The organism is Neptunomonas sp. XY-337 (assembly GCF_004959845.1).
Lineage (GTDB): Bacteria > Pseudomonadota > Gammaproteobacteria > Pseudomonadales > Balneatricaceae > Neptunomonas > Neptunomonas marina.
This window is the reverse complement of record NZ_SPLL01000006.1, coordinates 200,563-223,629: the sequence shown is the minus strand read 5'-3', so window position 1 is coordinate 223,629 and position 23,067 is coordinate 200,563. Positions and strand designations below refer to the sequence as shown.

The 23,067-nt window shown below is 49.6% G+C and carries 22 protein-coding genes; 7 read left to right on the top strand and 15 right to left on the bottom strand.

The features are described 5' to 3' along the window. Nucleotides 1-48: 48 nt before the first annotated feature. The 3 genes from E4L36_RS14450 to E4L36_RS14440 all read right to left on the bottom strand — a co-directional run bounded on the left by E4L36_RS14450 (nucleotide 49) and on the right by E4L36_RS14440 (nucleotide 3,361). Nucleotides 49-1,206: an iron-containing alcohol dehydrogenase gene (locus tag E4L36_RS14450; RefSeq protein ID WP_136681185.1), complete on the bottom strand. Its 1,158-nt coding sequence runs from the start codon at nucleotides 1,204-1,206 to the stop codon at nucleotides 49-51. Between the two features lie 93 nt (nucleotides 1,207-1,299). Then, nucleotides 1,300-2,910: a BCCT family transporter gene (locus tag E4L36_RS14445; protein WP_206064569.1), complete on the bottom strand. Its 1,611-nt coding sequence runs from the start codon at nucleotides 2,908-2,910 to the stop codon at nucleotides 1,300-1,302. Then, nucleotides 2,903-3,361 carry a universal stress protein gene (locus tag E4L36_RS14440; protein WP_169051552.1) on the bottom strand — a complete coding sequence of 153 codons (459 nt, stop codon included), beginning with the start codon at nucleotides 3,359-3,361 and terminating at the stop codon, nucleotides 2,903-2,905. The genes E4L36_RS14445 and E4L36_RS14440 overlap by 8 nt, the downstream gene beginning before the upstream one ends. A 493-nt stretch (nucleotides 3,362-3,854) precedes the next feature. Between E4L36_RS14440 and E4L36_RS14435 the strand changes: the two genes are divergently transcribed. The 4 genes from E4L36_RS14435 to E4L36_RS14420 all read left to right on the top strand — a co-directional run bounded on the left by E4L36_RS14435 (nucleotide 3,855) and on the right by E4L36_RS14420 (nucleotide 9,072). Beyond that, entirely contained in the window at nucleotides 3,855-6,368 is a 2,514-nt protein-coding gene (locus E4L36_RS14435) for a CoA transferase (RefSeq protein WP_136681183.1), read from the top strand. A 182-nt stretch (nucleotides 6,369-6,550) separates the two neighbouring features. After that, nucleotides 6,551-7,225, top strand: a complete 675-nt coding sequence (locus E4L36_RS14430; RefSeq protein WP_136681182.1) for an NAD(P)H-dependent oxidoreductase — start codon at nucleotides 6,551-6,553, stop codon at nucleotides 7,223-7,225. Between the two features lie 10 nt (nucleotides 7,226-7,235). Next, the gene (gene yghU / locus E4L36_RS14425; RefSeq protein ID WP_136681181.1) at nucleotides 7,236-8,072 is read left to right on the top strand and encodes a glutathione-dependent disulfide-bond oxidoreductase; all 837 of its coding nucleotides are present in this window, start codon (nucleotides 7,236-7,238) and stop codon (nucleotides 8,070-8,072) included. A gap of 73 nt (nucleotides 8,073-8,145) precedes the next feature. Then, nucleotides 8,146-9,072, top strand: a complete 927-nt coding sequence (locus E4L36_RS14420) for a LysR family transcriptional regulator (protein WP_127693853.1) — start codon at nucleotides 8,146-8,148, stop codon at nucleotides 9,070-9,072. A 31-nt stretch (nucleotides 9,073-9,103) separates the two neighbouring features. Here E4L36_RS14420 and E4L36_RS14415 read toward each other — a convergent pair whose 3' ends face one another. The 4 genes from E4L36_RS14415 to E4L36_RS14400 all read right to left on the bottom strand — a co-directional run bounded on the left by E4L36_RS14415 (nucleotide 9,104) and on the right by E4L36_RS14400 (nucleotide 12,991). Next, the gene (locus E4L36_RS14415) at nucleotides 9,104-9,277 is read right to left on the bottom strand and encodes a zinc-binding dehydrogenase (RefSeq protein WP_276606072.1); all 174 of its coding nucleotides are present in this window, start codon (nucleotides 9,275-9,277) and stop codon (nucleotides 9,104-9,106) included. 18 nt (nucleotides 9,278-9,295) lie between these two features. Further along, the gene (locus E4L36_RS14410; RefSeq protein WP_136681179.1) at nucleotides 9,296-10,744 is read right to left on the bottom strand and encodes an FAD-binding oxidoreductase; all 1,449 of its coding nucleotides are present in this window, start codon (nucleotides 10,742-10,744) and stop codon (nucleotides 9,296-9,298) included. Between the two features lie 173 nt (nucleotides 10,745-10,917). Continuing rightward, nucleotides 10,918-11,943, bottom strand: a complete 1,026-nt coding sequence (locus tag E4L36_RS14405; protein WP_136681178.1) for a TRAP transporter substrate-binding protein — start codon at nucleotides 11,941-11,943, stop codon at nucleotides 10,918-10,920. A 73-nt stretch (nucleotides 11,944-12,016) separates the two neighbouring features. Beyond that, nucleotides 12,017-12,991, bottom strand: a complete 975-nt coding sequence (locus E4L36_RS14400) for a TauD/TfdA family dioxygenase (protein ID WP_240770748.1) — start codon at nucleotides 12,989-12,991, stop codon at nucleotides 12,017-12,019. Nucleotides 12,992-13,193: 202 nt separating this feature from the next. Between E4L36_RS14400 and E4L36_RS14395 the strand changes: the two genes are divergently transcribed. Next, the gene (locus E4L36_RS14395; protein WP_136681177.1) at nucleotides 13,194-14,144 is read left to right on the top strand and encodes a LysR family transcriptional regulator; all 951 of its coding nucleotides are present in this window, start codon (nucleotides 13,194-13,196) and stop codon (nucleotides 14,142-14,144) included. Nucleotides 14,145-14,205: 61 nt separating this feature from the next. Beyond that, entirely contained in the window at nucleotides 14,206-14,355 is a 150-nt protein-coding gene (locus E4L36_RS14390) for a hypothetical protein (protein ID WP_206064568.1), read from the top strand. 31 nt (nucleotides 14,356-14,386) lie between these two features. On the opposite strand, the gene E4L36_RS14385 is transcribed toward E4L36_RS14390, so the two are convergent. Continuing rightward, nucleotides 14,387-15,481 (bottom strand): alcohol dehydrogenase family protein, encoded by a 1,095-nt coding sequence (locus E4L36_RS14385; RefSeq protein WP_206064567.1) that lies wholly within the window; start codon nucleotides 15,479-15,481, stop codon nucleotides 14,387-14,389. A 135-nt stretch (nucleotides 15,482-15,616) separates the two neighbouring features. Between E4L36_RS14385 and E4L36_RS14380 the strand changes: the two genes are divergently transcribed. Continuing rightward, on the top strand, nucleotides 15,617-16,483 hold the full coding sequence (locus tag E4L36_RS14380) for a LysR family transcriptional regulator (protein WP_169051551.1): 867 nt from the start codon (nucleotides 15,617-15,619) through the stop codon (nucleotides 16,481-16,483). A gap of 110 nt (nucleotides 16,484-16,593) precedes the next feature. Here E4L36_RS14380 and E4L36_RS14375 read toward each other — a convergent pair whose 3' ends face one another. The 7 genes from E4L36_RS14375 to arsH form a co-directional block, all read right to left on the bottom strand. Then, entirely contained in the window at nucleotides 16,594-16,938 is a 345-nt protein-coding gene (locus tag E4L36_RS14375; RefSeq protein WP_136681175.1) for a hypothetical protein, read from the bottom strand. Between the two features lie 155 nt (nucleotides 16,939-17,093). Further along, nucleotides 17,094-17,534 carry a hypothetical protein gene (locus E4L36_RS14370; RefSeq protein WP_136681174.1) on the bottom strand — a complete coding sequence of 147 codons (441 nt, stop codon included), beginning with the start codon at nucleotides 17,532-17,534 and terminating at the stop codon, nucleotides 17,094-17,096. A gap of 567 nt (nucleotides 17,535-18,101) precedes the next feature. Then, nucleotides 18,102-18,611, bottom strand: a complete 510-nt coding sequence (locus tag E4L36_RS14365) for a hypothetical protein (protein ID WP_136681173.1) — start codon at nucleotides 18,609-18,611, stop codon at nucleotides 18,102-18,104. A 432-nt stretch (nucleotides 18,612-19,043) separates the two neighbouring features. Continuing rightward, the gene (gene arsJ, locus E4L36_RS14360; RefSeq protein WP_136681172.1) at nucleotides 19,044-20,276 is read right to left on the bottom strand and encodes an organoarsenical effux MFS transporter ArsJ; all 1,233 of its coding nucleotides are present in this window, start codon (nucleotides 20,274-20,276) and stop codon (nucleotides 19,044-19,046) included. Continuing rightward, nucleotides 20,277-21,278, bottom strand: a complete 1,002-nt coding sequence (locus E4L36_RS14355; protein ID WP_136681171.1) for an ArsJ-associated glyceraldehyde-3-phosphate dehydrogenase — start codon at nucleotides 21,276-21,278, stop codon at nucleotides 20,277-20,279. Nucleotides 21,279-21,315: 37 nt separating this feature from the next. Beyond that, nucleotides 21,316-22,344: an ACR3 family arsenite efflux transporter gene (arsB, locus tag E4L36_RS14350; protein ID WP_136681170.1), complete on the bottom strand. Its 1,029-nt coding sequence runs from the start codon at nucleotides 22,342-22,344 to the stop codon at nucleotides 21,316-21,318. Between the two features lie 12 nt (nucleotides 22,345-22,356). Further along, nucleotides 22,357-23,061 carry an arsenical resistance protein ArsH gene (gene arsH / locus E4L36_RS14345; protein WP_136681169.1) on the bottom strand — a complete coding sequence of 235 codons (705 nt, stop codon included), beginning with the start codon at nucleotides 23,059-23,061 and terminating at the stop codon, nucleotides 22,357-22,359. Between the last annotated feature and the right edge of the window lie 6 nt (nucleotides 23,062-23,067).

Sequence of the window (23,067 nt, the reverse complement as noted above, 5' to 3'; positions counted from 1 at the left end):
GCAGCCTAATAACTACTCCTATGACTTAATTAGATGCGTGCCGATTGATCACCACAGCTGCTTATAGATGTCGATGATCTGCGCGTGGGTCGGTACTCGGGGGTTGTTATTCGGGGAGCCAGAAGCTAATGCTTGTTCGGCCATGATCTCCAGCAGATCAAAGAAGGCCGCCCGCTCAATCCCAAACTGGGCAGGCGTAGGCACTTGCAGTTCAGCGTTTAGGGCGCGCAACTCCTCAACTAACTTAGCGTTCGCCACTGCATCGCTTTCATGTTCATCAGCGACACCCATCGCTCGCGCGCAGTCGGCGTAGCGAGCTGATGCCTCTGGAATCGAGAACTCCGTTACAGCCGGCAATAGCATGGCGTTAGACAACCCATGAGGCACATGGAACGCAGCACCAATTGGCCGGCTCATGCCATGCACCAGCGCGACCGAGGCGTTAGAAAACGCAATACCCGCAAGGGTTGAACCTAACATCATCGCTTCACGCGCGGGTTTGTCGTTGCCGTCATGATAAGCGCGGCGTAGGTTTGGCCCGATTAAGCGCATTGCCGCAATAGCCTGACTATCGCTATACAAGCTCGCTTTTTTACTGACATAAGCTTCCATCGCGTGGGTCAGCGCATCAATACCGGTATCTGCCGTGATACGGGCTGGCAAAGATAATGTGAGGTTATAGTCAACCAAGGCCGCAACTGGCATAAAGCCGACCCCAACGCACAACATCTTCTCGTCACTATGGTCATCAGTGATGATCGTAAACCGCGTGACTTCGGAGCCGGTACCCGCAGTCGTTGGTACCGCTATAATCGGTAAGCCAGCTTCATTGACGATGCGCGGAAACTTATAGTCGCGCATATCACCACCGAACTTCCCTAGAACTCCGATCGCCTTAGCACTATCGATTGGGCTACCGCCGCCGAGCGCGATAATACTGTCGTAGCTACCATTTTTAACGGCTTCGACGCCGGCTTGAATCGAACTGATGGTCGGCTCAGGCACGGTGTCATCAAATACATCTGCGCGTATCGATGCATCTGCCAAACTCGTTTGAATCGCTGCGGCATAGCCTAACTCCACCATCATCTTATCGGTAATGATGAGCGGCTTGGCACAGCCTAAGCTGGCGAGGACCCCAGCTATATCCCCGCTAGCACCTTCGCCTACTTGCAGGACACGAGGAAGAATGATTTGTGTAGACATAAGAACTCCGACACCCAGCCATGTGGGAAAAACAGTGTAATCATCGAAAGAGTGCCCTCCATGTGATGCCATAGAGGGCGCTTGGGTTAGGGATTAGCGCTCAGGCACCAATGCTCCATCAGCTTCGGCTTCGATCTCGCGTGCCTCTTCAGCCACTGACGACTGGCACGGATTCACCTCCTCCTGAAGGGAGCGCAATAAACCGTAGGTCGCCATGATCGCGATGACCGAGAAGGGTAACGCCGCCACGATAGACGCTGTTTGTAACGCTTTAAGGCCGCCGGCGTATAGCAGCACCGCGGCTACCGCACCAATAGCTAGCCCCCAGAACACGCGTAGTCTCGCAGGAGGGTGTTCATTACCGACAGAGATCAATGTGCAGATCACCAATGTTGCCGAATCTGCAGACGTCACAAAGTAGGTCACTAGCATGACGGTACAGATCGCTGCCAACACCATGGTTAGCCACTCATTGGCCACCATCAGCTCAATCGTTTTGAACAGCGCCATGGTAATGTCGTTATTCACCGCCTCAACAACACCACCTTGGCTATGCAACTCCATGAAGATGGCGCTATTCCCAAAGATAGTGATCCAGAAAGTTGAAAGTAGCGTTGGTGCGATCAAGACACCTAATACAAACTCGCGAACCGTGCGCCCTTTAGAGATTCGGGCAATGAACATTCCTACAAATGGTGCCCAAGCGATCCACCAACCCCAATAGAAGATGGTCCACCAGCCTTGCCACTGCCCTTCAGGATCAGGGTCGACCCAAAGGCCAAGTTCAACCGCGTGAAGAAGGTAGTCACCGGTATTCGTGAAAAACGCACCCAGTAGGTATGCCGTTGGGCCAAAAACAACAAATAGCACCAAAATCAACGCCGTGAGCTGCATATTCAGCTCACTTAGAATACGAATGCCTTTATTCACACCCGTCAGCGCAGACACGGTCGCAATGATCGAGATGGCAACGATTAATATGACCTGATTGGTCGACGACACCTCAATACCCAGCAGATAGCTCAGGCCAGCATTCATCTGCTGCGCACCAAGACCTAGTGACGTGGCAATACCGAAGACCGTACCAAACACCGCCAATAGATCCGCTATATGCCCAATGGGGCCGTAAATACGTTCACCAAAGATCGGATACAAGCTCGAGCGGATACTCAGTGGCAGCCCTTTACGGTAAGAGAAGTACGCAAGAGCCAAACCAATCACTGAAAATAGCGCCCAACCATGCAAACCCCAATGGAAAATCGAGATGCGCATAGCAACTTGCGCCGCTTCTTGAGTCAGTTGCTGGTCTTCTGTAATTAGCGGATTACTCTGAAAATGGTAAATAGGTTCCGCAATACTCCAAAAGAGAATGCCGATACCAATACCTGCCCCGAACAGCATAGAGAACCACGAGAAATTGCTAAACTCGGGCCGATCATGGTCTTTACCAAGACGGATACTGCCGTAGCGGCTTAGAGAGAGCCAAATTGCAAAAAAGAGAAAGCAGCTGATAACGCCTACGTAGTACCAGGCAAGGTCTGAGGCGATATAATTTTTCGCTGCACTGTAAAGCCCATTCGCATATTCAGGATCAACGATCGTAAACAGCACAAAGGCTAGGACCAACAGCCCAGAACCAATCGCCATAATTGGCGACGTATCGGCAAGCAAGCCTCCTTTCGCGAGCATAGTTTCGTTACGCATGCTCTAACCCTCCCTTATCTCGGATGACCAGTACTGAGCAGTCGGCATGACGCATTACATGCGCCGCATTCGCGCCAAGTACATAGTCTTTCAGCTCAGGGCGGTGTGAGGACATCACAATAAGGTCCGCATTCACCTTTTTGGCGATACGTAATACTTCGCGAGGGACACTACCCTGCCCCACCGCAGCATGGGAGCGGATCCCAGTAGGAACCTGCTGAGTGATCAGCGACTGCAAATGCTGCAAGCCATCTTCGCGGATATGAGCGTCAATACCGTCGGGTAGATGCGCCGCAATGGCAGGGATATCTGCATTCGGCACCACAGTAACAACATGGAGATCGGCACTGTGGTTACGGGCGTATTCGATTGCGTCTGGCAACGAGGCGCGCCACGAGGAGTCGTGGGCCAAGTCCACCGGAATGACGATATTCTTGTATTTATTATGCATGATTCGTCTCTTTGCTTGGGGTTCATGATTTTTATTCGAGCCCAATGGCATAAACCACTTCGGCAAACCTGTTGATGAAGTGATTTCACGGCCATTGTTATGAAATACCCCCGGCCGTGAAAAGAAAAAAAAAGAACCCCTAAGACCTAATTATTTTTATAGCTAAAAATCAAAACCACTAACAAACCATAAGAAATATCTAATATTTACCGAGCTTTAGCTGTAATTCGGCGCACACCCCAAAACAAGCCATAAAAAAAATGACGCCTTAGGCTAATTTTTTATTGCTGGTTCAAAAAAAAATTCGTTCATACCATCTCCCGGACCAGTCACCTCTACCGCAACGGCATTCAATCCTATCGGGAGCCAGACCGATGCAGGGTGCTGCGAACAGCGTTTAGCACAGACCGAGCGTCTGCTTAGCGAATGACAACTGCGCGTCCACCACCATCTGCTATCGGATTGGACGCTTTTTTTGACAGGATAAATCGAGATGAATAATAACAATCAACTACCTCTGAAAGACGTCCGTGTAGTCGATTTTGGCCAGCAGATTGCCGGTCCCGCTGTTGCGATGACACTCGCAGATTTAGGGGCAACGGTAGTGCATATCGATCCGCCAGAGGGCCCAATGTGGGACCATCCTGCCAATGCAGTGCTGCAGCGAAACAAGCATTGCTTACGGCTCGACTTAAAAACCGCAGCCGGACTGAATCAGGCGCTCAGTCTGATTGCCGAAGCCGATATCGTCATTGAGAGCTTCCGCCCGGGCGTAATGCAGCGCCTGGGTATCGATTTTGAGCAACTACGCCAAAACCGCCCAGAGTTGATTACGCTTTCGGTACCCGGTTTTGCCAGCAATGACGAGCTGCGCCGCGAGTGGAAAGCAACCGAAGCGATTGTTGCAGCCACCTCTGGGGCCTTCACTGATATGGGCTTTAACCGTGTACTAATGGGCATAGAGCCAAGCTTCTCACCGCTGCCGCTTGGTTCCTCTTACGCCACCTCCCTTGCTGCAAGTTCAGTGGTACTCGCACTGCTAGAGCGTGAAAAGACGGGCCGCGGTGATAGCATTGAAGTGCCTGTGACAGCCGCGCTGATGGAGGGTTTATCCTATAACTCCTATGTGGTCGAAGGCCTTCCTGAGCGCTACAAAACCATGCGCGAGCATGAGATTGAGTATCGCAAAACCAACAACATCAAAATGGATCTGACCTATGCAGATCTTCAAGAGTACCTCGACCCCTTCTACCGCACTTATGAGTGCGCCGACGGCCGCAAGTTTTACTGTGTTTGCCCATCGCACCGCAACCACGCTAAGCGCGCCCTGATAGCCCTCGGTATCTATGATGAGTTGATCGCGGAAGGCCTACCGGATGTAAAAGATCTCCACCAGCCTATCGCTGAGTGGGAAGGTGAAACCTCGATTGGTGTTTACCCACTACCGAAAAAGTGGGCAGATATTATCTCAGCGAAGATGAAACAAGCTTTCCTGACCAAAACCTCCGATGAGTGGGGACGTATCTTTGGCGAGGGCCAGATCCCCGGCGCGCCGCACCGCACTACCCAAGAGTGGGTCAACGACGAGCACACCAATACTGCGGGCCTCATCGTGGAGGTGGATGACCCAGAGTATGGTCTGATGAAACAACCGGGGCCAATCACATGGTTTGAACACAATGCCGAAGCGATGCTCACGCCTGCTCCGCGGCGCAATGTCAGCTATGAGGAGGCGCTCGCGACGCTGCAAAACGCTGCCGCGCAAGCGCCGCTATCACGCCCAACGGGCGACAATATTTTACCTGCCAGCGGCAAAGGTTGGCTTGATGGTTTACGTGTGTTGGACCTCACTAACGTCATTGCTGGCCCCCACTCTGGTGCTTTCTTGGGTCGCTTCGGTGCGGAAGTGATCAAGCTTGATCCGGTAACGCCCTTGTATGATCCGCTGATCGGCACGCTGTTCACCTTCCAAACGGATATGGGCAAGAAGAAGGCGCTAGTGGATATCACCACCGATGATGGGCGCGAGGCGTTTAACCGTCTGGTTCGCTCAGTGGATCTTGTGTTGATCAATGCACCTGATCGTCAAATGAAGCCACTCGGTTTAGATCACGACAGCTTGCAAGCGGTGAACCCGGGTGTGCTTTTCTGCCGCCTTGACTGCCTCGGTGGTCCGCGCCCAGGCCCGAAAACAAACTACATCGGCTATGACGATATTATTCAGGCCAACAGCGGCATCATGAGCCGATTCGGCGGCCCAGATACACCAGAAGAGCACGCGCACTTAGGAACACTGGATGTAAACTGTGGTTTCGCTGCAGGACTTGGCATGGCGTTAGCGATCTACCACAAGCACAAAACGGGCATTGTATCGCGTACTCGTACATCTTTGTCGGCGGTTACCAACCTTGCACAAGTGCCGTTCGCATTTGATTATGAGGGGCGCGCACCCTTTAACGAAGCCTCTGGCCGCGAAGCATTGGGCAACCATGAGCTGTCCTATTTTTACCAGACAGCAGACGGCTGGATCTTCCTAGACTCCAATACCCAAGAACTGCCTAAACTGGCGGCTATTGAGGGGCTGGCCGGTGTCGAGAGCACCAGTGATGTTCGCAGTTTCCTAACGGAAGCCTTTGCCCAAGCATCCACTGACTACTGGATCGACGTACTGCACAGTGCTGATATCGCCGCAGCAACGCCGCTATCGATCGAGACACTGCGTGAGCAGTACAGCCGAATCGCCGATGGTTCGTCGGGTATCGATAAGGGCAGCTATGCGTTCTCGATCTACCCTGACCACCCAAGCGGCCACTGCCTAACACAGATCGATCACTACTCGATCCGTCCGACGGAGGCGCGCATTAAAGCAGTCGCTCCAACTGAGCGCTTTGGCCACTCAACTCGCGAGGTCCTGCGTGAGGTGGGCTACTCAGATAACGAGATCGACGACATGATCGAGCGCAAGATTGCCGGGCTTGGTTGGGGTAAGGAGTTCTTACCGAGTTAATCACCCTTTGCAGGTGTATGTATCAACATGCACCTGCACTTTTATCCCGCACGCTCTCCTACTAAAAGCCCCCGCAGCCCATATACTTCAACCAATGGTTGAAACCGTTCCACCCGGTCATGCCCTACACGCACCACCTGCCCTTGGCTTACCCTAGCGAAACAATAGGGAGCCCTTAAACTATGAATGTACTAATTGTTTACTGGCATCCGGAACCGGCAAGCTTTAACGCAGCCATGTTGCGCACTGCGCAAAAAACACTGTTAGCACAGGGGCATGATGTTCAAACATCTGACCTTGGCGCACAATCGTTTAACCCGGTTTCCGGCCGCCATAATTTTACACTTGCGGCCAACGCTGAATACTTTAAACAGCAGCACGAGGAGCAACATGCTGTTGAACAGCACTGCTTTTCAGACGACGTTGCCGCCGAGCTTGAGAAGCTCGCTTGGTGTGATCTGCTACTGTTCCAGTTTCCGCTGTGCTGGTTCGCGATGCCAGCGATGATGAAAGGCTGGATCGATCGTATCTTTGTGTACCAGCAAACCTACTGCCAAGAAGCTCGTTATGAGTGTGGCCGCTTTACCGATAAGCAAGCACTGCTCGCAGTCACCACAGGCGACCCTAAGTGTATGTATGAGCCAGATGGCGTACATGGCGATATGCTGGGCGTTCTTAAACCGATTCACCGCGGTGTCTTAGCGATGACGGGATTTCAGGTCTTACCACCGTTTATCGCCTATGAGCCTGCGGAACTTAGCGAGCAAGAACGCATCGTATTGCTAGATCAATATCAGTCGCGCTTAGAGAATATAACTCGCGATACGCCGCTGAGTATTCCACCGTTTAAAAACTAAGGAGACACCCATGACAACATCCTACACCCCACCAAAAGTATGGACGTGGGACAGCTCCAACGGGGGCGAATTTGCCAGCATAAACCGCCCTATCGCAGGCCCTACCCACGACAAAGCACTACCGACAGGCGAGCACCCATTTCAGCTGTACTCCTTAGCCACACCTAACGGTGTCAAAGTCACCGTCATGCTTGAAGAGTTGCTGGCGCTTGGCCACAGCGGTGCCGAATACGATGCGTGGCTCATCCGCATCAATGAGGGCGATCAGTTCTCGAGTGGCTTTGTGGATGTGAACCCAAATTCGAAAATCCCGGCGCTTTTAGACCGTAGCGCTGACGAACCCGTACGTGTTTTTGAATCGGGGTCTATCTTACTTTATCTTGCAGATAAATTTGGCGAACTGCTGCCAAAAGAGCCAGCAGCAAAAGCTGAGGTGATGAACTGGCTATTCTGGCAGATGGGCTCAGCACCTTATTTAGGGGGCGGCTTTGGCCACTTCTACGCATATGCGCCAGAGAAGTTTGAATACCCTATCAACCGCTTCACCATGGAAACCAAGCGCCAACTAGACGTACTAGAGCGCCAGTTAGCAGATCATGCCTATATTGCCGGTGACGAATACAGCATCGCCGATATCGCGATCTGGCCATGGTATGGCGTTTTGGTGCAGGGCAAACTCTATGGCGCCGCAGAGTTCCTATCCGTTAGCGATTACCCCAACGTGATCGCTTGGGCTGAGCGGATTGCTCAACGCCCTGCTGTACAACGCGGCCGCCGCGTTAACCGTGTCTGGGGCGATGAGTCGGAGCAGCTGGCTGAGCGCCACAGCGCCAACGATCTGGACTAAACTTAGCACAGACAGCTGCCCGAACGCCGGGCAGCAACCACCCATACGACGATAAAGGGGCCTATCGCGCTCAATGATTCCAAACCAGTTACCGGTTTTTATAGCCGTAGTAAAAAACGGCAACTTCTCAGAAGCGGCTCGCCAGCTTGGTGTTTCATCCGCAGCCGTGAGTAAAGCGGTTGCGCAGCTTGAAAAAAACCTCGGCTTACGCCTGTTTCATCGCACAACCCATTCACTCACACTCACAGAAGATGGCCACGATCTATTCCGGCGTACCGGTCAACTGGTGGATCAACTTGAAGATCAGATCCGTCTCAGCACCGATAAGCAAAAAGCGCCGCATGGCCGCTTAAAGGTCAACCTGCCTGATAGCTTTGGACGCATGGTGGTGCTCCCACTGATCCCATCTTTTATCGAAAAGTACCCCGATATCGAGATCGACCTGCGCTTTGATGACCGCATCGGTGACCTTGTAAAAGAGGGCGCGGATGTGGGCATTGGCGTCATGTTGAACCAAGATAGCCGCCTGATCGCTCGGGAGTTTTACAAAGTCCAGCCCATTTTGGTTGCAAACCGCTGCTACGTTGATAAGTACGGGATGCCAAAAACCCCATCTGAGCTTGTCGAGCACAACTGTATTGCTTACCGCTCCTCCACCACTGGGCGCAAGAAAACATGGAACTTCCGTGTTGATGGTGAGCTGCTGCAAATAGAGCCAGAAGGCAACCTGATCGTTAACAACCTATCGGCTGCCGTCAAAGCGGTTGAGATGGGGGTTGGTATTGCCGCAGTGAGCATCGGGCATGCAAAAAACTACATTGAGCAGGGCTGTTTTTATCGTATTTTGCGCGAGTACGAAGCCGACCCAATCCCAGTGATGATCTACTACTCATCGCGCAACTACCTACCTGCAAAAACACGCCTATTTATTGATCATATGCTCGATCATTTCCATGATGAGCGAGAGATCAATATGGACGATATGATCCACGAAATTTAACCACAAAGGCTCCCGATGGGAGCCTTATCACTTAGGGCGTCAGTACCAATTTGCCAACATACTTTTTCTCCAGAAACACCGCTTGAGCTTGCTGGATATCAGCCAGATCAAAACGTGCTGCAACCTGAGGTTTAATTTCACCGGCTTCGATATAACAAATCAGATTGGCAAACACCTGCCGCGGCTGCCATGTGGAGCCGAACAGGCTCAGATCCTTTAAACATTACCTGCAAGGTAATAGTTTTCCTGGATTCATCAGGTTTTTCGGATCTAGCGATTGTTTGATCTGCCACATGACATCTAGTGCCACAATGTCCTTCATTCGTTCCATCGTATCCGTTTTTGAACAACCAATTCCATGTTCCGCACTGAACGTTCCACTAAGCTCTTTTATCACTACTTCTATTTCTTCAACTATCTCTGATTCAAGTATCGGATCCCATTCAGCTCCAGCCAGTACATTAGGCCATATCCCATAGTGAAGATTCCCATCACCTAAGTGGGCAATTACGCTGTATTCTGAATTAGGGGCAATTATTGCTAATCTGCTCTCCATTTCATCAATGAACCTTTGCACCTTATCAAGCGGCACGGCTATGTCACTTATTATTGGACGGCCTTTGGCGAGTATGGCTTCAAGGCCTCCTTCCCTTATACTCCAAAGAGTTTTACGTTGCTCCTCTGACTGAGCTATTACCGCATCCAAGACTTCGCCCTCTTCAAAGAGTTCTTCTAGTAGCGACTCAAGCAGGTTCATAACAGGGATTGAACCATCTTCCTGAGGGGCTACATCTTCAGGTGAAACTGCGCCAATTTCGATAAGAACGGAGTATTCCATTGGTTGGTCAAAAGGAGGAGATAAATTATCAAAATGATTTGTTACTAACTCAATAAATTGATGCGGCATTAGCTCAAAAGCCTCTACGCTCCCTCTTGTCGCCTCTTGAAATCGATTAAGCAAATTTAGTGCGGCATCGACACTCGGGATAGCAACCAATGCTGTTGCATAGGCTTTCGGCATTGGGAAAAGCTTTAGCACGGCCGATGTAATCACTCCCAGTGTACCTTCCGAGCCAATATATAAATTTTTTAGCGAGTAACCGGTATTGTCTTTATGAAGCTGGGACATCAGATTGAGGATGCGGCCATCAGGCGTTACAACTTCGAGTCCCATACACAAATCTCTTGTATTCCCGTATCGGACAACATTGGAGCCACCTGCATTAGTGGCCAAATTACCACCAATCATGCAACTGCCCTGTGCACCAAATGTTAGGGGAAAGATGAGCCCATACTCTTCCACCGTCTGATGTAGCTCTTGAAGCACCACCCCTGCTTCAACAATTGCTAAATGGGAATTAGTGTTAATCTCAATAATTTTGTTCATTCGATCTAAAGAAAGAATGATTTGGCTTTTATCCTGACCAGGGTACGCCCCCCCAGCAATACCCGTGTTACCAGATTGCGGTACTACTGAAATATCATGCTCATAGGCAAACTTGATGACGTCTGCCACTTCTGATGTGTTTGACGGGCGTACAACTGCCAGTGACTCGCCTTTCCATTTACCAGTCCAATCACAGTCGTACTTTTCGCGGTCTTGTTCGCCGCTTAATACATAAGCCTCTCCTACTAATGCGCCCAACGACTTGATAACCAATGAATGTTCCATGTAAAGACCTCTGGTTTGACATTTTCTTTTCAGCCATGAGCGTTGCATTTATTAATGAATCAAGGCTCAGGGGAGGACCGCCTACATACTTGTTAATCAGCATGCTGGCGGCAAAAGTGATATGAACAATCTGATGATGTGACTAACTTCGCAGCTTTGTCGGAAAATATAGATTAGCGGTTATAATTTCTTGCGATTTCACGCAACTCTTTCAGCGCTCCTGCCGCATCCACGCCTCGATCTGCGACTCGGGCTAGATATTCTTCGTCCATGCCTTTAATCATTGACTGGAACTCTTTATCTATCAGATCACCTGGTTTTACTTCTAGGATGGATACTCCGGCTTCTTTTGCTGCCTTCAGCCCTGCCGCGTCACCATTATCCCAGGCTCGCCCCGCCAGTGCGGACAACTTTTCTCCAGATACATTCATAATCGCCTTCTGATCGTCCTCACTCAAAGTTGCCATAAAATCCGGGTTGAGGAACATAGAAAAGCTCATTGTGTACATGCCGCCAGGCAGGAGTACTAACTGTTTTGTTACTTCGTTCAGACGTAACGTTTTTTGTTCGCTAGCCGGTATGAATACGCCCTCGACAACCCGTTGCTGCATCATTTCGTAAACTTTAGGGGCAGGGGCTCCAACCGGGGTGATGTCCATTCGCTTGCCCAGAGCACCCTGGATTCCCCCACCTAGACGTATTTTACGGCCTTTTAAATCCTTCAGTGAGTCGATAGACTCCGCCAAATGGATCTGGCCTGGCCCGTGAGTAAATAATGCAGCGAGGGTAAGTCCCTCATGTTCATTAGCCTGCTTATAATATTTGTTACTCACTCGCCACAGAGCAACCGATGCTGCCTCAGCGCTGGCATTCAGGTTAGGAAGCTCCACAGATTCAGTGAGTTTAAAGCGGCCTGGTATATAGCCGTGCACACTCCAACTAGCATCAACTACCCCATCCTCCACCAGTTCGAACATGGTTTTGGGGTGCCCCAAACCATACTCGATTACCATTTTCACTCTCCCCTCGGTAGCTTCGTCAATCCACTTACCCCAGGTATCCAGCACTACTGAGTTTTGGGGATGGGTTGGCGGAAGCCAGCTCGCAACACGCATTTTGGTTTCGGCTATTGCGGTCGCAGTTAGGGTCATACTTAGGGTAATACCCACTAGTGGTTTAAACAGAGTCTTTAGTTTCATGGTCTACCTTCTTTTTATTTTTATATCTCTAAATCAGATCTGGTTATTAAGAATCGCGAGGGCTCGCTCATCCTTAGCGTTTGGAAATACCATTACGCCCAGGAAAATCAGGAGCCAACTCTCTGGAGTTAGGCATTTTTAGCCATAGCCGGTAAAGGTGCCTTCTGCGGTCAAGTTCTTCATAATCTTCGAAGCCTGTGCGGGAGTGAAAGATAGCGTAATTGTTAGCAAACTGAATATCGCCGGGCTCCATCATCATGTCTAAGCGGATATCTGGATCGCTTAGAATCGAATCAACGAGATCTAACGCTTCAATTTCTACTGGCGATAGCGGTAAGTCTGCGTTTTCCTGGGCTATCTCTATATACTGGCGTAGATACATGCCGCTTAATTTGCCTTTGTGATAGCTAAATATGGGTGTTTGACCAACATCACCATCATTTAGGTGCTCTAACAGAAAGTGACGGTGAAGGAGCCCGAGATACTCAGGGTGTTTTTCGAGAATTTCATTGTAAAGAGTCATTGCACTTGAAAGACTACTCATACCACCCGATTTGGCCTTGCGTAGACAGAGTAAACCCACCACATCTGACAGGTCGGCATGATAAGGAAGATATTCATTTGTCTCGTACACACGAACTTGTTTGGTATCTTCCGCCCCGATATTTTTGACATGCCCCAACATATCGCCATTCATGTTTTGTGATACAGGTTTACCCATATGCAGACCTAAACCGTAGTAAAGTATGGCCGCCTCTTCATCTGAGTAGCGTTCGATGGGTAAGCCGCGAATAAGGATAAATCCGCGTCCGTTTTCAAGTTCTTCGTTGAAGTGGTTGATCTCTTCTGCGAGCTCAGTGATTGGGAAGTCTTCTTTGGTAAAGTCTGGGACTTTCAGCCCTTTAGCCTTGACGTTTTCTAGGGCTTTTTCAAGAACAGTAATTGACTGATCGGACCAGTGATAAATCCACGAAGTATCATCTTTTATGTCTTTGCCTTTCCATGCAGTTGCATCTTCGATTTTTTGTTTGAGAATGACGCTCATCATCTATCCCTCTAAAGCCAGATTGTAATTATTTTTTCTGTCTACAACGGCAGGTGCCGAGAGCAACCACACAGTTATCAGCCAGATAGAATGCAATTGAAATTAATATAAACAGCGCCGTTTATAAAAAAAAATACATATTCATTATGGCTATCCATAAAAAATCAATATAGCTTTACATTGATACCGGGTTAGGGAGGCAATAGTGAAACTTACTCAGTTGAAATACTTTCTCAGAATTGCTGAGGTAGGTAGCGTATCTGCGGCAGCACGCGATCTGTTTATTGCCCAACCTGCTCTCAGTCATCAGATTTCAGCACTGGAAAAGGACCTTGGGGTTAAGCTGTTCATACGTTCGGTGAAAGGTGTTCAATTAACGCCGGCCGGGGAGAAGTTGATACATCATGCAGGTCTGATTTTACGCCAGATCGAAAATGCACGCGCGGATGTTATATCTGATGAAGCCTCACCTCGTGGTGAAGTGAGTCTAGTGTTGGATGCTTCTAAGGCGTATACATTAATGCCTTTATTGGTAACCGAAACCGCCCAGCGCTTTCCTGAAATTCAGCTTCAAGTTTTTGAAGCAATGAGTCTGGTAGCCGCCCAAAATATTGCTGATGGTAAAGTTGATATAGGCTTGATTCCCAATGCTGCAGATCTCAGCGATGTTGAGGTGCTGCCTGTTTATCGTGAGTCGATGCACCTGGTGGGGAAAGATATACGACAGAAGAATACTGATATTGATGAAGATCAGCAGACGATTCTGTTTGAAAAACTGTCAAATTATCCTCTGGTTGCCCCGTCCCGACCTCACAATATAAGGATGCATATCGAACAAACGGCGTTGGAGGCACGCCGCCCGCTGGATATCCGTTATGAGCAGGATGCAGCTCAGGGAATGCGTAGTTTAATCAACAGTGGCATTGCTAACGCGCTTATCCCTAAGGATGTGATGAACGTAGAATTACAGAAAGGCGAATTGGATGCTCTGAAGGTGATTCAGCCTTCTATTGACCGGGTTCACTCTTTGGTGCGGTTGAAAGGGCGGCCTGTAACAGCAGCATGCCGTGTCATTGAAGATTTGGTTGTTGAAGTGATTACTTCCCTATGTGAACAAGGGCTCCTTGATGGTGAAATTCTAAACAGCTCTGGTTAAGAGAAGTTGTAAGTGCGGAGGATTTTTAAGGTGAAATCTGGAGGAAATCAATATTCGCCTTGTGCTCAACTTCCTCCCAATCCCAGTGATGATCTACTACTCATCGCGCAACTACCTACCTGCAAAAACACGCCTATTTATTGATCATATGCTCGACCATTTCCATGATGAGCGAGAGATCAATATGGACGATATGATCCACGAAATTTAACCACAAAGGCTCCTTATGGGAGCCTTATCACTTAGGGCGTCAGCACCAGTTTGCCAACGTACTTCTTCTCCAGAAACACCGCTTGAGCTTGCTGGATATCAGCCAGATCAAAACGCGCAGCAACCTGAGGTTTAATCTCACCGGCTTCGATATAACGAATCAGATTGGCAAACACCTGCCGCGGCTGCCATGTGGAGCCGAACAGGCTCAGATCCTTCAAATACAGAGTGCGTACATCCAGCTCGACAATCGGCCCGGCAATTGCGCCCGATGCCACATAGCGCCCACCACGCTGCAATACATCCAGCAGTTGTGGCCACTGGCCACCCGCCACAAGATCCACCACCACACTGACCGACTCTGAATCAAGCGCCTGCGCTAACGGTGCATCACGGGCGATCACCTCATCAGCGCCTAACGCTTCAACTTGGGCTTTTTTCTCAGCGCCACATATCGCGATCACATAAGCACCGCGGCGCTTAGCCAATTGCACAGCTGCCGAGCCAACTCCGCCGGATGCACCTGTGATTAACACCCTATCATTGGCATCAACCGCTGCTTTTTCGAGCATCCCTTCCGCTGTCGAGTACGCACAAGGAAACGACGCCAGCTGCGCATCGGTAAGGTCGCTCTGGATAGTAAATGCTTCACGTGCAGGCGCCGTTGTGTATTGCGCATACCCACCATCGCGCTCTGAACCAAACGTGATGAAATCGTAGGTTGCTGCATGCTCACAGCTCGGATGCATAGGCCGCACCAGCACCCGCTCACCGATACGAGCCGCATCGACACCTGCACCCACCGCGATAATCTCTCCGCAGCAGTCTGCGCCTTGCACACGGGGAAAGCTCAGTGCTGCACCTGACCATGTGGCATCCCCAGCATCCACATCACTAAAGCCCTGAGTGGCACCTGTATCGGTGCCAGACTGCACCGCTTTGGAATACCAGCCGATACGGGTATTGATATCGGTATTGTTGATCGCACTGGCACCCACCTTGATCAATACCTCGCCAGTTTTGGGCTCAAGTACGGGAAGATCGTGACGGTACTCTAGTTGATCCAGCCCGCCGTGGCCGGTTAACACAACCCCACTCATTGTCGTTGGAATGCTATCTGTTGGCATGATTAGCGCCTCTTCTCGCTGTTATTGTGCAACATAAGGTTAGGCTAACGGCTTGCTCATAATTTCGTCAAACGAATATAATTAAGACCATAATTCATTTTTATTGAACCACAAACTATGCTGATAGGGCCGCTTATGAAACCGCTGTTAGATTTTGAACTGCTAAACACCTTTGCAACGGTTGTCGCCGAAGGTGGCTTTAAAGGCGCTGCTTCCAAGCTGTTCCGCTCGCAAGCGGCTATCAGTATGCAGATCAAGCGATTAGAAGAGCTACTAGAAACCAGCCTTTTGCAGCGCAACAACCGCGGTATCAAACTCACCCAATCTGGCGAAACATTGCTCGCATATACCGACAAATTGCTCAGTTTAAACAACGAAACCCTCAATGCGTTGAGCAAAACGCCACTCCGGGGAGAGGTGCATTTTGGTGTTCCCACCGATTATGCGCCCTACTTTTTACGTCATTTCATACCGCAGTTACGCCTCACGTTTCCTGAACTCGTGCCCCTTGTGACATGCGCACGCAGCCGTGAGTTACGCAAGATGGTAGCCAGAGCCGAAGTTGATATCGCTATTGTGACAGGAGAACCCACTTTGAAAGATAGCGAAACTCTCTGGTCGGAACGGCTGCTATGGCTTGGCACCAAACACCTAGAGGTTGAGCCAAACACAGCCCTCCCCGTCGCGCTCTACGATGGTGACTGTATCCTCAGAGACATCTGCCTTAACGACCTTAAGAAACGTGAGATCAACTTTAAGCCAGTGGTAAAGAGCGCGGAGATCATCAACCTAGAGGTTGCTGTTGCAAGTGGCCTGGCGGTTAGTTTACTGCCCGAGTCGTGCCTACACACCAACCCCGAACTGCGCGAGCTACCCGGCTGGCCAGAAAGCCATGTGCTTTATGCAAACCTGATCCAAGCGAGCACCCTTGAGCCTAAACTGCTCTCACTGTTGGCAGACTGTATGCGCGAATCGATGCGAAAAGGTAGCGCCAATGCCTAGCTTATAGTGATATGGGTTAGAAACGGGTTGATGGCTAATGTACCCCACCGACTATTTATAGCAGGAGTCCCATGCGCGTATGAGCCTATTTGGACACTGTGCATTGAAGGTCAGTGGTTCTTATCTTGCTCTTCACTGCTCAAGAGCCACAGAATGTAGCCAACGATGGCCAACACCGGAAAGCCAAACTGCCCGAATAACTTTGCCCCCGTGTAGCCAAACAACCACCACACAGCAGGGATAGTCAGCAGTGCTAAAACCACGGCAATATAGATAAAGCGAGGGATATGCCAACGGATAGATGCAGCAGGATGCTGACTATGACTGAAGGCCCACCGGCGCCAAACAGTGAGCACAAAGGCTATCGAAAAGAACAACACTACAACGACTAACCAATCCACTAGCGCTAAGCTCTGCAAGCTACAGTTCGGGTGACAAGCAAATAGGCTACCCATTCCAATTAGTCCTTTTTAGCGGCAACCGGCAAAGCAGTTGAACAGTTAAAGCCGCGCTGCCCAAAGAAACACGCTCTTTGTTAGCAGAGCGGTGTTCTCTAGCACGAGCATTTAGTAACTTTTCTACTGACCGGCAAGTAAAAAACGTTCGCCTCTTATACGTTTAAGTAATCCCGCACCGCCCGCCAATCTGGGTACTCAGTTGAGCCAAAGTGCAGCAACTGCCCTTCGAACGCCTCTTGGCGGCGGCCCGTGATATTATCGTCGATAAGGTAATCGCCCTTAAGCAGGCTCTTATTGCGGCAGATAATAAGCCGCTCCACCATCTCCATTCCCAAATGATCACCCACCCATACGCGCTTTTCTGTGTAGCAAAGCGGATTTTTAACCGATGGTGCAGTCAGTATGTATGGGTCATACCGATCTGATGCGAGCAAAGCACTCACCGCTTCAATGGCACCCTCTTTGGGTGCGAGCGCCGTAAAAAATCCGTATTGAGATTGCGGAAAACTAATAGCGGGATTTAACGCTAAGGCTTGATTGAATGCTTCGGTGAAGTTACAAAGCACATCATCCATATCGATATATACAATCATTCACTGCTTCCTTTTTTAAACAATTCCTCAAAACAATAGAAAAACCAGCATCCGCCCTGTTTATTTACTCTTTTCTTAGAAAAAACCTAATATAAAAATTAATTTTTATAAAAATATACTGATTACCTCTAATTATAAAGTATAGATCATTAATTCCTATAGATCCCTATATAAATTCCCCTCTAAGCAAGATCACCATTTCGTAAAAATTTTCATTATATCAATAACAAGATATTTACCGACTTCGTTTGAGCGGCACTCTGCTAATAAATAAAAAAACCATTTCGTTGCAAAGTTAATATCCATCAAAAAAAACAGAACCAAATTCAATTAATTTATCATGATAAAACGCCAAAATTACATGAAAAATACCGGTTGAAACATAAATCTCACATAGGTTTCTGCTAGAGATATATCAAATCATCGTGCTCCGGCACGTTCAATAATCTCACTCGTTAAAAACACCGAAAACTTCGCAGATTCCTCTAACTAAAGCTGACAAACAATCTTATATTTTTCGTAATCTTTAAATCTTTTAGAGCATAAAATCTTGCTAGAGAGCTAATCTTAGCTAGCGGAAAATACTCGAGAGTCTTGTATACTTTTACGGCGCACGCGAAAAAGCATGGAAATACAAGCCATAACGAAAATAATGAATAAATTTGGCTCAGGCACCTCCGCTACTCCGATATGTTTTGCGACTGCATAGGTATAATAAACACCAGCACCAGCATTTTGAACTTGGGCTCTGTTGTTTTCATGTTGGTGAGGCTTTCTTGGGTTGTAGAACCAACCTTTAGTGTAATCAGCACCCACTCCATCATATATAGAAAAACCGAAAACAGGTCCAAGTCCGAGATTAGGTAGCGAGAGCTGTGTGCCAAGCTCATTAGCAAAAATGCGAGCAAGATCGCTGTCACCAAACCAAGCTTGGTCTTCAATTACTAAACGATGAGTGCTTAACAAACCAGTAACTGTGTTTATTTCATAAAGATTGTCATAAACTTGGACAATTGGGCCGGCTGATGCTTTGTAAGAAAATAAAGAAATAAAAATAACTAACAATATTCGATTCATATTAGGACCTCTAAAACGTTTGGCTTGAAAAATAAAAACATGATTAAGATGCCAACCTGCATCAAAACAATTAATTAAATAAATTCCTCCTCATATCCTCCTGAATAATTACCTGATTTTTAAAACCCTATTTAGCTATAAAATAGAGTAAAAACAGCCTAAAACACCCAGAAAAACAGAGTGACAAGCAAGCCGATGCGCTGTTGCTTAAGAAGGATAAAAGATAAAGGTGCTATCTATTAATAAAGAGAGGCACTTAGTTGGCCCGGCTTCCTTACCTTAAGCGTTGCTACGCGTCCTGCGTGCTTATCATGACTGGTTGCGAACATTAGCGGTTTACGTAAAGTGGATCAATAGCTGAGTGTGTGGTGGATTAGCCGCTGGATGATCCAAAGCAGGCAATGGGGCTGGCTGCGTGAAATAAGAGGCTACTTAAGCAGCCTCTTGAGGGTGGCGGGGGAGCTTGATAGAAGCACCCGCTGCTGCGAGCAAAAACAGCATCGATACCCACAAACAGGCTTGCAACCCGCTGCTTCCCTGCCCTGCATACTGGAACAGTGCACCAGAGAGCAGTGTGCCCAATAGTCGTCCCATCGCGTTCGACATGTAATAGAAACCAACATCCAGCGATACACCATCTCGCCCTGCGTATTGCACGATAAGATAGCTATGCAGCGATGAATTAATTGCAAATACAGCACCAAAGAGCATCAGGCCGCATACCACAACCCAGCTGGCGGGCATGCCCAGCCAGAGCGCTGCAGCGATTGCGCCGGGGATGAGTGTGAGTAGGCTTACCCATGCCAGCGCGCTGGCACCATCGGGTGTTTGGTTGCCATGGCCACGCGTAATTTTTGGCGCGACACCCTGCACCACGCCGTAGCCAATAACCCACAGTGCCATAAACGCGCCGGTCTCGCTGTGATTCCAGCCTAATGTTTGTGATAAAAACACCGGCAGTGCTACCACAAACCAAACATCACGGGCACCAAACAAAAACATACGCGCCGCAGAGAGTACGTTGATCGCTTCGCTTTTCGAGAAGATATCGCGGAACTTAGGTTTGCTTTTGGCTCGGCCTAAATCGTCTTTTAGCAAGACTAAGCTCATTAGCCATACGGCGGCTAGCGCGATGGCCATGGAGGCGACAGCACCCGCAAAGCCTAGCCAACTGAGCAGCACGCCACCTAAGAAGAAGCCCACCCCTTTGAGTGCGTTTTTTGAACCTGTCAAAATAGCGACCCATTTATAGAGCTGGCCCTGTGCATCGCTGGGCACCAGTAGCTTGATCGAGCTTTTGGCACTCATTTTGTTTAGATCTTTAGCGATTCCAGACAGCGCTTGAGCCGCCATCACCCACGGTACGGTGAGCCATGAGGCGGGCACCAACAACATGCTCAATGCCACCACCTGCATCACCAAACCGATGTTCATGGTGCGGTTAAGGCCCCAACGCGCGCCTAACCAGCCCCCGACCAGATTGGTGACAACCCCGAAAATTTCGTAAAAGAGAAATAGCAGCGCAATATCGAGCGGCGCATAGCCAAGGCTGTGAAAGTGCAACACCACCAGCATCCGTAACGCACCATCCGTAAGCGTAAATGCCCAGTAGTTACCGGTAACAACGAGGTACTGGCGAATAGCGGGGGTGAGCTGGCTTAGCATTTAGCTGCGCCCTACCTTTAACGCCAACTCAGCGGTGCGGTTCGCATAACTCCATTCGTTGTCATACCACGCGTAGATCTTCACCTGCGTGCCATTAATCACCATGGTTGATAGCGCATCAATAATGCTAGAGCGCGGGTCTGTCTTGTAATCAATGGATACTAACGGGCGCTCTTCATAACCGAGAATATCTTTTAGTTCGTTCTCAGCCGCCGCCTGCAAAAAGCCGTTTACCTCTTCGGCGGTGGTATCGCGGGCCACTTCAAATACGCAGTCAGTGATGGAGGCGTTCGCCAACGGCACGCGGATCGCATGGCCATTCAGCTTCCCTTTTAGCTCGGGGAAGATATGAGTGATAGCGGTTGCTGAGCCCGTTGTGGTAGGAATCAAGCTCATTCCGCACGCGCGTGCACGGCGCAAGTCTTTGTGTGGTGCATCCAGGATTGTTTGGGTGTTGGTAATATCGTGGATGGTAGTGATCGAGCCATGCTCGATACCGAGCTTTTCGTGCAACACTTTTACCACTGGCGCTAGGCAGTTGGTGGTGCAGGAGGCTGCCGTCACAATACGGTGCTCATCTGGATTGTAAAGGTGATCATTCACACCCATCACAATATTGAGTACACCCTGCTCTTTGACGGGTGCAGTCACAACAACACGCTTAACGCCCTGCGCTAGGTATGCTTGCAGTAGCGCCTTAGTTTTCATCTTGCCAGAGGCTTCAATCACCAGATCGCAGCCAGACCAGTCTGTTTCATGAATCTGTTTATTCTGGCTCGTGGTGATCACCTGCTCGTTGATCGTGATGGTGTTATCACTGGCCTGTGCGTCTTGTTCCCAACGGCCATGTACCGAATCAAAGTTCAATAGGTGTGCAAGGGTTGGCGCATCGCCCGCCGGGTCGTTGATATGGACGATCTCAACATCGCCTTTACCCCAGATAGCGCGGAACGTTAGCCGCCCCATGCGGCCAAACCCATTAATACCGATCTTTAAGCTCATCTTCTTTATCCCACATCTATTATCAGTGTTTGGTCGATCACGCCTCAGCTCGATCAAACCAATGTGCTGTACGGTTTGCGATGGCCACCAGCGATAACATCACCGGCACCTCCACCAACACCCCAACTACGGTGGCCAGCGCTGCCCCCGAGTGTAAACCAAATAACGAGATCGCAACGGCCACCGCTAGCTCAAAGAAGTTAGAGGTGCCAATCATACAAGCCGGTGCTGCTACATTATGTGGCAACCGCAACCAATAAGCCGCAGCATAAGCGATAACAAAAATACCGTATGTTTGTACCAGCAGCGGTATCGCAATAAGACCGATAGTCTCGGGCTGGCTGATAATCGTTTCAGCCTGAAAACCAAATAGCAGTACAACGGTGGCGAGCAAGCCAAGTACCGACCAAGGTTTAAGCGTCTGTAAAAAATGGTTGAGACGCTCGGTATCACCCTGCTTCTCGAGCTGGCGGCGTGTCCACGCACCCGCTAAAAGCGGCAGCACCACATATAACACCACGGACAGCAGCAGCGTTTCCCATGGCACTTCGATATCACTCACACCCAACAAAAATGCGGCAATCGGTGCAAACGCAAAGATCATGATCAGATCGTTTACTGAAACCTGCACTAAGGTGTAGTTTGGATCGCCTTTGGTGAGCTGGCTCCAAACAAACACCATCGCGGTGCAAGGGGCGACACCCAATAAAATCATACCGGCGATATATTCTGTTGCGCTCTGTGGATCCACCCAATCAGCCACAAGTACGCGGAAAAAGAACCAACCTAGCAGCGCCATTGTGAAAGGCTTAATTAGCCAATTGATCACCAGCGTTAGCAACAACCCTTTCGGCTTTTTACCGACATCTTTGATCGCCGAAAAGTCGATCTGCACCATCATGGGGTAGATCATCACCCAGATAAACAGCGCCACCACCAAGTTCACATGCGCAAACTCCAACTGCGCAACGGCAACAAAAAGCGCAGGTGCCAGATTACCCAACACCACACCTGCAACAATACATAGCGCAACCCAGAGGCTTAAATAACGCTCAAACAAGCCCATGAACTCTCTCCTCTAGATAGCGCGCTGGTTAACTCGCGCTGATAACTGCTCTGCCGTTTCAACCCGTTCAGAGTAACGGTCGGTGAGGTACTCGCCGCGGCTGCGGGTCAGTAGCGTAAACTTCACCAACTCCTCCATCACATCAACGATGCGGTTGTAGTACGCCGATGGCAGCATGCGCCCCTCTTCATCAAACTCCATATAGGCTTTTGGCACCGACGACTGGTTCGGTATGGTGATCATGCGCATCCAGCGCCCTAACACACGCATCTGGTTAACGGTATTAAAGCTCTGCGAGCCGCCGCACACCTGCATCAGTGCTAATGTTTTGCCTTGCGTGGGTCTTACTGCGCCTAAGCTCAGTGGAATCCAGTCGATCTGCGCCTTCATGGTGGAGGTCATCGCACCATGGCGCTCAGGCGATGACCACACCATACCGTCGCACCACAGCACCAGATCGCGTAGCTCCTGCACAACGGCGTGGTTATCTTCCACAGCATCGGGCTGAGGCAGCTTGTGCGGATGGAAAAAGCGCACCTCAGCACCTAACGCCTCCAGAATACGCGCCGCCTCTTCCGCTGCTAGGCGGCTAAAGGAGCGTTCACGTAAAGAGCCATATAGCAGCAAGATTTTGGGCGCAGTTTCACCCTCGGCGGCAAGCTTAGTAAGCTGGGGTGAACGCCATTGTTGCGGATCAATATTGGGTAGGTCTTTCATGTTTTA

What these genes read in the sequence shown, in the direction of transcription:
- E4L36_RS14450 (WP_136681185.1), bottom strand. Translation starts at nt 1,206, where the DNA reads ATGTCTACACAAATCATTCTTCCTCGTGTCCTGCAAGTAGGCGAAGGT.
- E4L36_RS14445 (WP_206064569.1), bottom strand. Translation starts at nt 2,910, where the DNA reads ATGCGTAACGAAACTATGCTCGCGAAAGGAGGCTTGCTTGCCGATACG.
- E4L36_RS14440 (WP_169051552.1), bottom strand. Translation starts at nt 3,361, where the DNA reads ATGCATAATAAATACAAGAATATCGTCATTCCGGTGGACTTGGCCCAC.
- E4L36_RS14435 (WP_136681183.1), top strand. Translation starts at nt 3,855, where the DNA reads ATGAATAATAACAATCAACTACCTCTGAAAGACGTCCGTGTAGTCGAT.
- E4L36_RS14430 (WP_136681182.1), top strand. Translation starts at nt 6,551, where the DNA reads ATGAATGTACTAATTGTTTACTGGCATCCGGAACCGGCAAGCTTTAAC.
- yghU (WP_136681181.1), top strand. Translation starts at nt 7,236, where the DNA reads ATGACAACATCCTACACCCCACCAAAAGTATGGACGTGGGACAGCTCC.
- E4L36_RS14420 (WP_127693853.1), top strand. Translation starts at nt 8,146, where the DNA reads ATGATTCCAAACCAGTTACCGGTTTTTATAGCCGTAGTAAAAAACGGC.
- E4L36_RS14410 (WP_136681179.1), bottom strand. Translation starts at nt 10,744, where the DNA reads ATGGAACATTCATTGGTTATCAAGTCGTTGGGCGCATTAGTAGGAGAG.
- E4L36_RS14405 (WP_136681178.1), bottom strand. Translation starts at nt 11,943, where the DNA reads ATGAAACTAAAGACTCTGTTTAAACCACTAGTGGGTATTACCCTAAGT.
- E4L36_RS14400 (WP_240770748.1), bottom strand. Translation starts at nt 12,991, where the DNA reads ATGATGAGCGTCATTCTCAAACAAAAAATCGAAGATGCAACTGCATGG.
- E4L36_RS14385 (WP_206064567.1), bottom strand. Translation starts at nt 15,481, where the DNA reads ATGCCAACAGATAGCATTCCAACGACAATGAGTGGGGTTGTGTTAACC.
- E4L36_RS14380 (WP_169051551.1), top strand. Translation starts at nt 15,617, where the DNA reads ATGAAACCGCTGTTAGATTTTGAACTGCTAAACACCTTTGCAACGGTT.
- E4L36_RS14375 (WP_136681175.1), bottom strand. Translation starts at nt 16,938, where the DNA reads ATGGGTAGCCTATTTGCTTGTCACCCGAACTGTAGCTTGCAGAGCTTA.
- E4L36_RS14370 (WP_136681174.1), bottom strand. Translation starts at nt 17,534, where the DNA reads ATGATTGTATATATCGATATGGATGATGTGCTTTGTAACTTCACCGAA.
- E4L36_RS14365 (WP_136681173.1), bottom strand. Translation starts at nt 18,611, where the DNA reads ATGAATCGAATATTGTTAGTTATTTTTATTTCTTTATTTTCTTACAAA.
- arsJ (WP_136681172.1), bottom strand. Translation starts at nt 20,276, where the DNA reads ATGCTAAGCCAGCTCACCCCCGCTATTCGCCAGTACCTCGTTGTTACC.
- E4L36_RS14355 (WP_136681171.1), bottom strand. Translation starts at nt 21,278, where the DNA reads ATGAGCTTAAAGATCGGTATTAATGGGTTTGGCCGCATGGGGCGGCTA.
- arsB (WP_136681170.1), bottom strand. Translation starts at nt 22,344, where the DNA reads ATGGGCTTGTTTGAGCGTTATTTAAGCCTCTGGGTTGCGCTATGTATT.
- arsH (WP_136681169.1), bottom strand. Translation starts at nt 23,061, where the DNA reads ATGAAAGACCTACCCAATATTGATCCGCAACAATGGCGTTCACCCCAG.